Consider the following 13400-nt stretch of genomic DNA (forward strand, 5'->3'; position numbering starts at 1 on the left):
TTTATTTTCTATTGTTTTACATATACATAGGTCTTATGACCTAAAATGGCATAAGAAAAGCGGCCTTTCGACCGCTAAATGTTATTTATTCACTTTTAAGTTCGGTGATGTCATGTCTTCTGGACGAATCCATTGATTGAACTGTTCCTCGGTCAACAATCCGGTTTCTAAAGCTGCCTCTTTTAAAGAAGTACCTTTTTTATGAGCCAGTTTAGCAATTTTAGCTGCATTCTCATAGCCGATATGTGGATTTAGAGCAGTGACGAGCATAAGCGATTGCTCGACGTTTCTTGCAATCACATCTAGGTTCGGCTCAATCCCGATTGCACAATGCTCGTTGAAAGAATGTAAGCTGTCTGTCAGGAGACGACATGTCTGCAAGAAATTATACATGATGACCGGTTTGAAGACGTTCAGTTCAAAGTTCCCTTGACTCGCACCAAAACCGATCGTCGCATCGTTACCGAGCACTTGCGCGGCAACCATGGTGAGCGCCTCGCTTTGTGTCGGATTTACTTTACCCGGCATGATCGAGCTACCCGGTTCGTTCTCGGGGATCGTGATTTCTCCAATTCCTGCACGTGGCCCTGAAGCCAACCAACGTACATCGTTCGCAATCTTCATCGCATCCATCGCTAACGCTTTGAGGGCACCGTGTGCGAAGACGAGTTGGTCGTGACTTGTGAGAGCATGGAACTTGTTTACGGCCGTGACGAACGACTTGCCTGTCTCTTCAGAGATTTTCTTCGCCACGACGTCACCAAAATCAGGATGTGCGTTGATTCCTGTCCCGACCGCCGTTCCGCCGAGTGCAAGCTCGGTCAATGGTTCAACCGTCCGCTCGATCATCTGTTTTGATAGTTCGAGCATCCTTACCCACCCGCTAATTTCTTGACCGAGTGTGACCGGTGTCGCGTCTTGAAGGTGCGTCCGACCAATTTTGACGATATCCATATATGCCTCGGCTTTTTGTGAGAGCGTTTCGTAAAGCGAGTCGACCGCCGGCAAGACGTCGTCCTGTAAAGACAGGATGGCTGCGATGTGCATCGCGGTCGGATACGTATCGTTCGAGCTCTGTGATTTATTGACGTCATCGTTCGGGTGAATCGTGATTGATTCTCCACGCGCCTGTAACTTTTCATTCGCAAGATGGGCGATGACTTCGTTGACGTTCATATTCGACTGCGTCCCTGATCCGGTCTGCCAGACGACGAGAGGAAACTCGGCATCATGTTGTCCTGCTATAATCTCATCCGCCACTTCCGCGATAACCTTCGCCTTCTCTTCATCGAGTACACCGAGTTCGGCGTTCGCTAAAGCCGCGCCTTTTTTCAAGATGGCAAAAGCGTATACAATCTCAAGCGGCATCTTTTCCGAACCGATTTTAAAGTTCTCGAGACTGCGTTGTGTTTGAGCTCCCCATTTCGCAGTTGCCGGAACTTGAATCTCCCCCATCGTGTCCCGTTCAATCCGATAATCCATTGTAAATTCCCCCTCTTTAATTGACTACGCTTTCATTTTAGCGAAAAACCATCTAAAAAGAAATGACTCCATCAAAAAAGCGACCAAGAATGACCTTAGTCGCTCAAACCGTACCGTTCAATGCTTCACGCGCAACCGAATCCGCCCGATTCTCTGCCCGCGGAATCCACTTTATAAATACGTGTGGTAGTTCATCGTACGCAATCAATGCTTTCAGAAAAAGTGGTTTCGCTGAAGCGTCTTTCATGAAACGTTGCTCCAGTGCACGGACGATCACCTCGGCATCGGAGTAGAGCATGAATGAAGTCTCACCTTCCAGTGCATGAGCCTGTTCAAGCGCAAAAGCACACGCTGCCAATTCCGCATGGACGCTCGTCAGCCCTTGTACTCGTTGTTTAAACGTCGAGACCGTACCGTCTGATGTCTTCATCCAAACCCCTATGCCGTTGTCTCCAGTCGTCTGGTTGGTCGCCGCGTCAAAATAGATGTGAACCAAACCGATACGCCTCCCAATCCGTACTGACAGGTGCATAGATGTCAATTTGTGACAGACGTTTTGATAAGAGCGCGATTTCTTCATGCCCGTCTAGTTTTTTTGCATACTTTTGATGTGGAGCTTCTAGCGTTTCATTCTGTACATGCACATAAAGCGTTTCAATCGTATCGTAACACTGAATCAGAATCGTCGCCGTCTTCGGTCCGATGCCACGAACGCCAGGAATGTTGTCAGACGTGTCTCCCTGGAGCGCTTTCACATCGACGAACTGTTTCGGTCTCACACCGTACATAGATTCGAACGTCATTTCGTTGACGAGTTGTTCTTCCCCTTTTTTCGGTATGATCTGAAACACGTTCGGTGACAGCAACTGAAGTAAATCACGGTCTGACGAATAGAGGTATGATTCTCCCGGAAACGCCGTCGCCACCGCACCCATCAGGTCATCAGCCTCATAGCCGGTCATTTCCGACTGTAGGATGCCCCGTTCGTCCAAGGCTGCCCTTACTTTTAAATAGTCATCAAAAAGCGGCTCGGGCAATCCGCTACGGGTCGCCTTATACTCGGGGTACAAGGCATAACGATGTGTAGATTCTCGCGTCCCGTCCCAAAAGAAGGCGATATGAGTGAAGTCCGTCGTCCAGGAATCCACCTTTCGAAGCAATCCTTTCACGGTCACTTCAGGGTCTTGGGCCCGTCTCCGCTCCGTCGCAAAGTAATATCGTGACAATAAATTAAATCCATCAACTAAAATGAGCTTCATTAGGCTCCACCTCACATGCTTTTAATCCCCTTGCCAGTGCATCTTTGTCCAGTTCCTTTCCAATCCAGACGAACACAGAACGGTCACCTTCGTGCACTTCATTCGCAAACGTCGCACCCATCAACTGATTCGTCGCCTGAATGACGAACTTTCGGTCTTCATCATTTAATCGGACAATCGCTTTCATGCGATAAATCGCATCTTCATAATGCATCAACACTTCGCGCACGTATCGCGTCACCCGTTCACGAGAGAGCGGACGATCGGCATTCAATGTGATGGCGCGAAGTGAGGCTACCGACTCACTCGTCGCCGTCAATCGACTTAGCGTCTGTTCGTCGATACGTGACAACTGGAACGTGTCTTCAAGGAGTTCGTAGTCACCTTCCGTTTGGACCGTTTCCACTATGCGGACGGTCGGGTTGATTTGAGTGATTCGTTCACGAGCGTGCTCTAACTCCTCGCTCGAGACTAAATCCGTCTTGTTTAACAAAATTAGATCGGCGTACGCGATTTGATGAATTCCTTCTTTGAACAGCTCACGATCCATCTGACCAGCATCGATGACGGTCAAGATGGCACTCATTTTGAAGTGTTGCCGCAAATATTCATCATAGTAAATCGTCTGAATAATCGGTGCGGGATCGGCGACACCTGTCGTTTCGATGACGATTCGATCAAACGTCTCTTTTTTCGCCACGAGTTGATAAAACGTCTTACTCAAATCATTTTGGATGGAACAACAGATACACCCGTTCGAGAGTTCAATCTGCTCCTGGTCCATCTTTACAATCAACTGTTCATCGATGTTGACCGCTCCGAGCTCATTGACGATCAAACAGATTTTTTCGTCTGTCGCAGCGAGTAAGCGATTCAAATACGTCGTCTTGCCTGCTCCTAAAAACCCGGTAACTAGTTGTACTGGAATCATGATACCACCCTTTTCTTACAAATCTTCGTGTGCGCGAGCCCATTTCTCATAGCGCGCATCTAATAAATCAATCAAATGAAGCATCCAAGCCTCCGTTGTCATCGGCAATACACTAGAACCCCATTCGCGTTTTCCGTGATGCGATAAAATCATGTGCCAGATTCGATGATGGACGTCGACCGGTAAGCGAGTCGATGCCTGACGTAGCGTCTCTTCGAATAACAGTCCACCGTATGGCATGTGCCCAATCAGCGCCCCTAGCGGATTGATGGAGATACCGGTCGTCTCACTCGTGCCTTCGACTGGAGATAGCTTCTCAAAGCGTTTCGGACTCGACAACAGATGACTATACTCATAGATTTTTCCGATATCATGGAAGAGAATCCCTAATGCGAGCTCATCCCAGTTCAACGGTTCTTTCCGTTCGGCCATCGCTTCGCAGGCCGTGTACATCGATTCGAACGCTCCTTTATATGCCTGCTCAATTTTCACACCGTTCATCGTATTCCAAAGGTCGACTTTATGCAACTGCTCGGCCTCTTTAATGATACGAAACACAGTTGCCAAATAATCATCCTCTTCTTGAATCCGATATCCGAGACGAAGCATGCAAACGGTATGCTTCAACAATCCCCCTGCATAGTTATGATGATGGTATAGTGCAGCTGGTGATAAAACAAAATCATCCCAGACAAGATCGAGCAGTCCGTATGCGACTTGTTGAGAGACGGGTGACAACGTATCGAGGATACTGAACAGTTCAGCAGCGAACTGGTCCATCGTCTCATCACCTGGTAACCCTGGTAACAACGAGATGGCTTCATCTTTTGAGATGGGATGGACGCGATCGATTGTAATCGACTTCGCACCATCCGGTTTTGGATAGACATCAATCTTCCCAGAAAATTCGATGACTCCCGATTCATAGATTGGGAGAAGCTCATTCTCATTCCCACGGAGCCAGTGCTTCGCACGCATCATGCCGTTCGATGTCGTGACAGTAAGCTGAAGCCACTTCGCACCACTTTTGCCCTCTTTCACCTCGACCGTGCTGACGAGCGCTTTCGTTTGGACAGGCGCACCGTCTGGCAGCTGGTCTAGTCGTTCCTTTGATTTTTCAATTTGCGGTATTTGAAATCTTTCGTGATTCGCAGATGAACCGATGACCGGATCAATTTGTTGGTAGTAGTTCATTCACATTCCCTCCTCGCGTCTTCTGACATTGTATCGTGTTTCTACTTATTAGGCGAACATACTTTCTAGTAAGGTCCCAAATTCATGTTCATCATATTGAAAGCGCTTACGATTCTTGGTACGATAAAGGTAGTTCGATAAAGGGGGAAACGACAATGATTTCATTAATCGACACGTACGAACGTTTCATCGCCTCGGGGGAAGCGACACGTTATGCACAAGAGCAACAGTCAATCGAACGTGTTTTACAAGCGTCTAGTTGTCCGGTGGAAGTAAAAGACTTAGAACAGTCTCTTGCTCACCATTCAGGTAATCCTTATGCAAAAGATGAGTCACTTGACAAAATCGTTGAGCATGAGATGAAAGGAGCAATGGCTGCTCTTGAATTGTCTGGTTATCCACTACAGACTCCGCTTGCAAAGGCAGTTGTCCTTTCAGCCTTCGCGCGCACGAATCGACTGAATATCGATAAGTTAAAAGAACTAAGTCACGCCGACCTTCTCGTCCGGGTTCAATCAGCTGAGCGCGCATGGAAACGAACCTATGCTTTGTTACATCGCTCTACGCCTGCCCAGATTTGTGGTCAAATGGACTCACTCCTCGGCGGATGCGCCATCCAGCGTGTTCTCGAGGCAATCAAACAACCGGGAACGACAAAAACGGCATAAGAAAAGGAGCGGTCCCCGGGCCGCTCCTTTTCTTATGCTCATCCTTCAGTTACTTCCACTGCATCTGGCTCATATAACGTCACGTTACGGGCCGGTGAAAATGTCGAAATGGCGTGTTTATAAATCAATTGTTGACGGCCTTCCGACTCGACGATGACGGTGAAGTTATCAAATGACTTGATGACACCTCGAATTTGAAAACCGCTTACTAAAAACACGGTCGTTGGCACCATCTCTTTACGGAGTTGATTTAAAAAGTGATCTTGGATGTTGTAGCTTGATTTCATGCTCAATTCCCCCTAGTCTTTATCTCTTTAAAATAATCGGAATTTTCGAAAAAACCCCTCTACATCATCATAAATATTTTTATATGATAGTTCAAATGATTTTCGACCCATATCTACCCAAATTCCATCAAATTGATGTCTGAACCACGTAAGTTGCCGTTTCGCAAACTGTCTCGTGTGCTGTTTAAGCAAGTCCGTCGCTTGTTCTTTCGAAATGTTTCCGTCGACAAATGGAATGATTTCCTTGTATCCGATGGCTCGCATCGCCTGCGAATCACGATATCCTTTCGTTAACAGCCGTTCGACTTCTTCGACAAGTCCCGCTTCCATCATCGCATCGACACGTTGATTGATTCGGTCGTATAATAGCTCACGATCTGCATGAAGGACGAACAACCGGTAATCATAATGTTCAGATGGTGCACTGTCCATCGTTTGCGTATCGCCTTGCATCGCCACCTCGAGCGCACGCACGACGCGACGAACGTTATTCGGATGAATCGTTTCAGCACGGCTCGGGTCAAGTTGCACTAGTTTCTGATATAGTGCCTCACGTCCTTCGACTTCTGCCATCCGTTCGAGGTCAGCCCGTAACCCCTCATCTACAGGTCGTTCCACAAACTCATAATCATATAAAATCGAACGAATGTATAGACCTGTGCCTCCGACGATAATCGGTAACTTGCCACGGGCATAAATATCATCGATGGCGGCACGTGCTAACTGCTGAAACATCGCGACGCTCATCGCGTCATCCGGATCACATATATCAATCAAATGATGCGGGATCCCTTCGGCTTCTTCTGTCGTTACTTTTGCCGAACCGATGTCCATGCCACGATATACTTGAACCGAATCACCCGAGACGATTTCGCCGTCGAACGCTTTTGCTAGTTCGATGCCCGTCTTCGTTTTGCCAACGGCGGTCGGACCGACGATGACGACGACAGGGGTTTTTTTCATACATCTCACTCCTCAATTAAAAACCCGTCTCCTCGCGAGACGGGTCATCAAATTCTTCTTTTTATTCTATCATCAAATACGATGGCAAACAGCATCCAACCACATAAAAGTAATCCGAGTAATAACACGAGACCATCACTCATCTGCTTTCGCCTCCTTTAGCTTCCACATTCCCTCTTTTCACATTTTAGACACAACTTAATTGTAAAAAAGCACACTCGTAAATAAATGAGCGTCGTCCCGCCCAAGAATGACGCTCATCTACTTTCCTTGTCTTTGCTGTTGTCGCCCTCTTTGGCACGTCGCATTCCTGGGGGCGGTCAGGGAGCCGCATCGCCTTCAGCTGCTGGGTCTCCCTTTGCCCGCTAATCCCCTGGGAGTCGACGTGCCTTTCGGGGCGACACTGTACGTCTGGGTCACTGACAGCAACCAAACATCCTGGTGGCGATTCCAATGATGCCCGACCTCGCGCCGTAAGATGATGTCATCAATTCGTCAGCACATGGACAGTGATGAACTCCTCGACAAGCCGATCGGACACATAGCGACTCGGAAGATACGTGACAGACGTTCAAATGTCGGACAGATCCAGGTGGAGACTCACTTCTTCGACATCGAGCTATGTAAACAATGTCCGCTGCGTGAAAGATGCTACAAGGACGGAGCCAATAAAAGGATGATTCAAATCATACAGTCAATCATGATCCTTTAACCTCTGAACCAATCCCAAAAGTGAGCACCTTGGGCGACAATCAAATAATCGAACCAACGTGTATAATCCATCGGAAGTTTTTCAATGTCATCTGTGTAAGTCAAAAATTCTCCGACCCAAATGTAGTTTTCATGTTCATTGACGACCTCGCAAACGATCCATTCCCCATCTCTCCCGGCACCGACAGGGATGAATCGTTCAGGACACTCCCATACTTCACGATACTCGATGATTTCATCCACACTAAAGAGTTGAATCCCTCCACCGTATGTCGGATGGACAAACAATTCAGCGCCATTATGGTTTTTCAAAAATTGAATAACGTCATTTGACATCTTTTCTGTCAATCGCTTGATCTCGATTTCCGTCGCGGGCGCATTGAATGAAAAATGTAACGTGTCCACATATCCTTCTTCCATTTGTACTTCGAGCCGACCGTTAACAAGACGTCTTTTCAACGCTTCGAGTGCTACCAATCTAATCCACCTCATTTTATAACGAATTTATTTTGTTATTTTCATCATATTCCATTGCATAAAAAAGGTCATCGGGTACGATTTAATCGCGCTCGATGACCTCGAAATATTATTCATCATGAAGTAACTTCCACTGCTTGTTTCGTACGTTTGACAGAAACGATGAAGTACAGGACTGCCGTACCGCTCGCCGCCCACCAGATCATGTCATACAATCCGTTCATGAGGCCGGCCATGCCAACCATCGCCGGGACGATCAGCGTCAACCACGACAATACGAGGGCGACACGTGCCGTGATGGCCTCGTTCGGTCTCCCGAGTCCCATCCCGAAAAAGAAGAGCGCCCATAATAGCGACCAGAAGAACCACGTCAACGCACCCATTGAATCGCCGCCAGCAATCGCCATCACCCCATAAAATGATGCTGCGATTGAAACAAACAACGAGAACCAGCCGACTCCACGACCGTCTAAATTCAAAATAAATGTCACACCAACGTATAAATAAGTGAATGAAAACAGATAAATGCTTGCGAGACCAAACTGCTCTTCAGGACTTGCCCCGATCAATAACCACGTGGCGATAAACGTTTGCAAGATCCCGGTGAACAAGCTGAACACACCGGCACTCTTCATGTCGACTTTCCCTAAAAGGACAAGACTATTTAAAAATAGCGCGACGCCACCAAATAATAAACTTACGTTACCCACATTCATTACCCCTTTGTACAGATGTCTGACCTCTAATCTACTGTATCACTTTAGCTTGAATTCGCTTTCAGCGCAAGGGGTATTTTCATTGTTCACGAGAACGTCAAGCATTACTCGTTCTCAAGTGTTTTGATCGCCTCATCGATTCGTTCTTGTTCTTCATCTGAAAAAGTCGGGTATTGTGGAGCGATGCGCTCGAGAACTTCAATCATGACCGATGAAATGATATATCTGCTGAACCACTCATCGTCTGCCGGCAACACGTACCAAGGTGAAACGTCAGTCGAAGTGTGCGTGATCATCTCCGCAAAAATCTGTTGATAATCATCCCAGTATTGACGTTCTTCCACATCGCTAAACGAGAATTCCCAATTTTTCTTCGGGTCCTTTAGTCGTTCAAGCAAACGATCACGTTGTTTGTCTTTCGAAACATTGAAAAAGAACTTGATGACTTCAAACCCGTTCTCTTTCAGATACAGTTCATAATCGTTAATTTGACGGTAACGCATCTCCCATACCTTTTCTTTATTCTCTTGATCCGGTAGCACCTCATCCCCTAACAAATCATGCACTCGAGGGGCAATCACTTCTTCATAGTGAGACCGATTCAATATTCCGACCTGTCCACGTTCTGGCAACAAGTCATGCATTCTCCACAAATAGTCGTGCTTCTTCTCCGTATCAGAAGGCTTCTGGAACACATTTGTCTTTAGACCTTGTGCGTTCAGATTTGAGAAGATGTAGCTGATCGCCTCGTCTTTGCCACCCGCATCAAGTGCCTGAAGGACGACGATGATGCCTGTCTTGCTCTCGGCGTAGAGCCGCCAATGTAGCTCTTTCAACCGTTCCACACTGTTTGGAATCATTTCGTCTCTCAATTTGGAATCATCAGGTTTGTTTTCGACATGGGTAAAGAAATCATTTAACTGTATATGTGTGTTCGGTGCAGCCATGTATTCATTTGTCTCCATCTTGTTTCTCCTTTTCACTCGTCATTCTCACTTGATTTACCCCAAACTGACAGAAAAAATCCCTTCCGAGACTCGGAAAGGATTTCATTCTTAATAAATTCCGACAGCATCAAACGATTTCGCAGCCGATACCGCTTGCGGGCTCGTCGTACCGTATAAATCTTTTGCCGATTGAACGACCGCTTGGCGAAGACTTGAAAAATTCGAGCTCGGTGTCAAGTAAACCGTCAAGGCCCGGTAGTAGATATCTCCCATCGCGATGACCCCTACACCTTGCACAGAAACTCCGTAATGCGATCCGCCGTTCCCTAAGAGGTATGCGGCCTTGTTGACGATACCGGAGTTGATATGAACACCACCGTTGTCTTGGGTGCCCGTATAGCGTTTCGAATAGTGATCAGGATCTCCATATGCCGCAGGGTTTGACATAGATCGTAGCGCATCTCCGGCGACACCTGGTGTATAGATATCTTCTCCAATCAACCAGTCAAAGTTTGACCCGACACTATACTCAGCGACAGTCCCAAAAATATCAGACACCGCTTCGTTGATGGCCCCTGACTCATTTTGATAAATCAATCCAGCCGTATACTCTGTGACGGCGTGTGTCAATTCGTGTGCGACGACGTCAAGTGCTCCTGAAAGCGAAGTAAACGTTGAGCCATCCCCATCCCCGTATACCATCTTACTTCCGTCCCAGAACGCATTGTTATACCGACTGCCATAATGGACGGTCGAGTTCAATGCGGCCCCGTAATTGTCGTAACTGTTCCGACCGTATAAGTTTTTATAAAAATCGTATGTTTTTGTAGCATTCACGTGCGCAGAGACAGCGGCACGATCGTACGATGAATTAAAAATGTTATCGACATCCGCCCAAAGGTACCCGGGGAGGATATTTCGATTTCTCGCGTCATACGTGTAAATCCCTTTGCCACGCGTCGAATCTTGAAGGTAATAGTACGAACCGCTTCTCGTCGTTTTAAACGATTGACTTTGACCTAGTACATCAATTCCAGTCCCTGTATACGTCGTTCCACTCACATGTGCAAGCTGATTGAACTTGTTCAGAACGTTACCGTTTGTGGCGTCGATGAAATACGTCCAACGAGATGGCTCATCCGCTTCTAGAATCGTCCCTGTCACTTCGTACGCATACACCGATTTGTCGCCATTCGGATAGACGATTAGTTCCGCTTCCGGTTCGAGCTCGTAAGCCCCTTCATGGCCGACAAGCTTCTTATAACTCGCAATGGCTTTCTTCTCACTCAGTTTGATTGACTTATGTAGGTTTTTCACCTGTTTCGTATCGTCAACAACCGTCTTCAATTGACCATCTTCATTCACAACTCCTACAACAATCCCGCCGAATACAGGTATACCATCAACCGTTTGTTGTAATTTGACGACCTTTCCGACTTCATCTGATGTGGACTTGATCGTTTTGAACTCACCTTTTGACTTGACGTATTCCTTTACAATCGTCGTCGGTGTGTTTTCCGATGGTTTCGTCAATGTGCCCGACTTCAACTCCGTTGCCCCGACCAACTGTGGTACGAGCAAGATACCTGCGATCAAAGATGTGGATACTACTTTTTTCATGTGTTTCCCTCCTTTGTGATGATTCTTACTTTACACAGTTCCGCATGTGCTTTGTATCCATCTTTTTGATTATTTTGACAATTCATAATAATGAATCATTTGTACCACTATATTCCATATCATCCTCATTCTAACCATAAAAAAATAGTGCCACTTAGGAGAGTGGCACTATCGAATCAGTAGACGTCTTTTTGTGTAAAGTGATAAAACGCATACGCTAGTGCAGCCATCGACCACACGAGAATGACAATGAGAGAAAATGGTAACGTCATCCCTTCTATAGGAGGAGCTTGACCTTCCAAATAGGTATGAAGTCCGAAGTTGACGTTGACAAGATATTTGGAACTATCCCAGTTTGACCCTAGCGACGTCAATAATGGACCAGAAATAAGCACTGCCATCATTACACCGATTCCGGTCGCCGTATTTTTTACCAAGACCGAAATCATGAGGGAGATGGTACCGACCGCAGCGACGACGAGCCAAGACAGCCCCATCGACATGAGCAAGTACTCCCACATCGGAAGCGTATGCACGAAATCGGTCGAAAATGTCCCGGTCGGAGATGCTTGGAAACCGGTCAGAATCGGAGCGGTCCATCCATCCCATCCAAGAACGATACCGGAGATGGCGTAACTGACCAGGGCCGTCACAAAAATCAAAATGGACGTATAAAGAAGAGTCGTCAGCCACTTGGCAAGCAGAATTTTAAAACGCCTGACCGGTCTTGAGAGCAATGTTTTGATTGTCCCGTCATTATGTTCCCCACTGACGATATCTGCCATCAGCACGATGATGAAGAGTGGCAAGACGAGCGTCGTTCCTTGAGAGAAGAAGACACGCATGAATGTCGGTGCCCCTGGGTAGTTCGGGTTGATGTCATTGTCGAGATAATACTGGTTTTGTTGTACTTGGAACTCTAAGATTTGGCGGAACTCGTCCTGAACGTTCGCGGAAGCGAGCCGGTTTTGCGTATCGATAATCTCTTGTTGGAGATCGACTCGCCAATCAATCGTTCCTTGTTCCTCACGTTGCTTCTCGATTTGACGATAGTTCGCATACGTGAACATCGAGACGAGTACGACCAAAATAATCGAGACGACCATCAACCTGCGTTTACGATGAATCTTTAACACTTCGTTACGTATGAGACCCAATATAGATGGATTAGGCAATATGATCACCACCAGTCAGCGTAATGAAGAGGTCTTCTAGCGTTTGTACCCGTCTTTCAAGGCCAAACACTTCGATGTCCTGATTGACCAAGTAGCGATTCAACTTCGCTGTCTCCTCGACATTCATTGAAATACGAATCGTTCGCTCGTCAATAACATCCGCTTGGTCAATCCCTTCGTATTCTTTAACGATTGGCAACACGTCAAAACTGTTATTGACATGCAGGTCGACCGTCGATGCGAGCTCTTCAATCAAGGCGTGAACGGTCCCTACTTTCACTAACTTCCCTCGCGACATGATCGCGACGCGGTCCGCTAACAGTTCAATTTCAGCTAAGATGTGACTCGACACGAGCACACTCAATCCCGTCTCTTCAACGAGGCGACGGATGAAAAGTCGTAAATCTCGAATTCCCATCGGATCGAGTCCGTTCGTCGGCTCATCTAGGATGAGGACGCGTGGATTGTTCAATAACGCCTGTGCAATCCCGAGCCGCTGACGCATCCCGAGCGAGTACGTCTTCACCTTATCGTCGATTCGGGCGGTCAAGTCGACGAGGTCGATCACTTCTTGTATCCGTTTTTCACTAACATCGGGTAGCATGCGAGCGAACGCTTCTAAGTTTTCACGTCCGGATAAAAACTTGTACAACTCAGGGTTCTCGACGATTGCACCGATTTGATTCATCGCTTGGACGAACTGTTTGTCGACACGATACCCACAAATCGATACGTTTCCTTTCGTCGGTTTAATCAAACCGACGACCATTCGAATCGTCGTCGTCTTCCCGGCACCATTCGGTCCTAAAAAGCCGAAGACCTCTCCAGGGTACACGTCTAACGAAATGTTATCGATGATCGTCTTCTTTCCAATCACTTTTGTCAGTTGATGTAACTTTAACGTCGGTTCCATTGTCTCACCTCTTCTTTTATTCTAACGAACAAAATCGAATCTGTCCTATTCGAACAT

Annotated in this window: 14 protein-coding genes; 1 reads left to right on the forward strand and 13 read right to left on the reverse strand. The window is 46.9% G+C overall.

The annotated features are described in order from the left end of the window. Positions 1 to 81: 81 nt before the first annotated feature. The 5 genes from fumC to KNP00_RS00720 all read right to left on the reverse strand — a co-directional run bounded on the left by fumC (position 82) and on the right by KNP00_RS00720 (position 4866). Positions 82 to 1482, reverse strand: coding sequence for a class II fumarate hydratase (fumC, locus tag KNP00_RS00700; RefSeq protein WP_215141339.1), 1401 nt, complete (start codon positions 1480 to 1482; stop codon positions 82 to 84). A 103-nt stretch (positions 1483 to 1585) separates the two neighbouring features. Beyond that, a complete protein-coding gene (locus KNP00_RS00705; protein WP_215141341.1) occupies positions 1586 to 1978 on the reverse strand; it encodes a reverse transcriptase-like protein in 393 nt (130 codons plus the stop codon). Next, on the reverse strand, positions 1959 to 2741 hold the full coding sequence (locus KNP00_RS00710) for a 5'-3' exonuclease (RefSeq protein ID WP_215141343.1): 783 nt from the start codon (positions 2739 to 2741) through the stop codon (positions 1959 to 1961). Before KNP00_RS00710 ends, KNP00_RS00705 begins: the two co-directional genes overlap by 20 nt. Next, positions 2722 to 3672 (reverse strand): CobW family GTP-binding protein, encoded by a 951-nt coding sequence (locus KNP00_RS00715; RefSeq protein WP_215141345.1) that lies wholly within the window; start codon positions 3670 to 3672, stop codon positions 2722 to 2724. The genes KNP00_RS00710 and KNP00_RS00715 overlap by 20 nt, the downstream gene beginning before the upstream one ends. 15 nt (positions 3673 to 3687) lie before the next feature. Further along, positions 3688 to 4866, reverse strand: a complete 1179-nt coding sequence (locus KNP00_RS00720) for an HD domain-containing protein (RefSeq protein ID WP_215141347.1) — start codon at positions 4864 to 4866, stop codon at positions 3688 to 3690. 155 nt (positions 4867 to 5021) lie between these two features. On the opposite strand from KNP00_RS00720, the gene KNP00_RS00725 reads away from it, so the two are divergent. Then, positions 5022 to 5534: a hypothetical protein gene (locus KNP00_RS00725; protein WP_215141349.1), complete on the forward strand. Its 513-nt coding sequence runs from the start codon at positions 5022 to 5024 to the stop codon at positions 5532 to 5534. Between the two features lie 38 nt (positions 5535 to 5572). On the opposite strand, the gene hfq is transcribed toward KNP00_RS00725, so the two are convergent. From hfq to KNP00_RS00765, 8 genes are all read right to left on the reverse strand, one after another. Then, positions 5573 to 5821, reverse strand: coding sequence for an RNA chaperone Hfq (gene hfq, locus KNP00_RS00730; RefSeq protein WP_215141351.1), 249 nt, complete (start codon positions 5819 to 5821; stop codon positions 5573 to 5575). 27 nt (positions 5822 to 5848) lie between these two features. Beyond that, complete coding sequence (gene miaA, locus KNP00_RS00735; protein WP_215141352.1) at positions 5849 to 6784, reverse strand: tRNA (adenosine(37)-N6)-dimethylallyltransferase MiaA; 936 nt, start codon at positions 6782 to 6784, stop codon at positions 5849 to 5851. A 708-nt stretch (positions 6785 to 7492) separates the two neighbouring features. Further along, positions 7493 to 7972: an SMI1/KNR4 family protein gene (locus KNP00_RS00740; protein ID WP_240542639.1), complete on the reverse strand. Its 480-nt coding sequence runs from the start codon at positions 7970 to 7972 to the stop codon at positions 7493 to 7495. 116 nt (positions 7973 to 8088) lie between these two features. Continuing rightward, entirely contained in the window at positions 8089 to 8688 is a 600-nt protein-coding gene (locus KNP00_RS00745) for an AmiS/UreI family transporter (RefSeq protein WP_240542640.1), read from the reverse strand. 104 nt (positions 8689 to 8792) lie between these two features. Next, positions 8793 to 9653 (reverse strand): PPK2 family polyphosphate kinase, encoded by an 861-nt coding sequence (locus KNP00_RS00750; protein WP_215141359.1) that lies wholly within the window; start codon positions 9651 to 9653, stop codon positions 8793 to 8795. Between the two features lie 90 nt (positions 9654 to 9743). Beyond that, on the reverse strand, positions 9744 to 11255 hold the full coding sequence (locus KNP00_RS00755) for a M4 family metallopeptidase (RefSeq protein ID WP_215141360.1): 1512 nt from the start codon (positions 11253 to 11255) through the stop codon (positions 9744 to 9746). A gap of 176 nt (positions 11256 to 11431) precedes the next feature. Beyond that, positions 11432 to 12430, reverse strand: coding sequence for an ABC transporter permease (locus tag KNP00_RS00760; RefSeq protein WP_240542641.1), 999 nt, complete (start codon positions 12428 to 12430; stop codon positions 11432 to 11434). Further along, entirely contained in the window at positions 12423 to 13343 is a 921-nt protein-coding gene (locus KNP00_RS00765) for an ABC transporter ATP-binding protein (RefSeq protein WP_215141361.1), read from the reverse strand. Before KNP00_RS00765 ends, KNP00_RS00760 begins: the two co-directional genes overlap by 8 nt. Positions 13344 to 13400 lie beyond the last annotated feature (57 nt).

The sequence above is a fragment of the Exiguobacterium qingdaonense genome, from assembly GCF_018617855.1.
Taxonomy (GTDB): domain Bacteria; phylum Bacillota; class Bacilli; order Exiguobacteriales; family Exiguobacteriaceae; genus Exiguobacterium; species Exiguobacterium qingdaonense.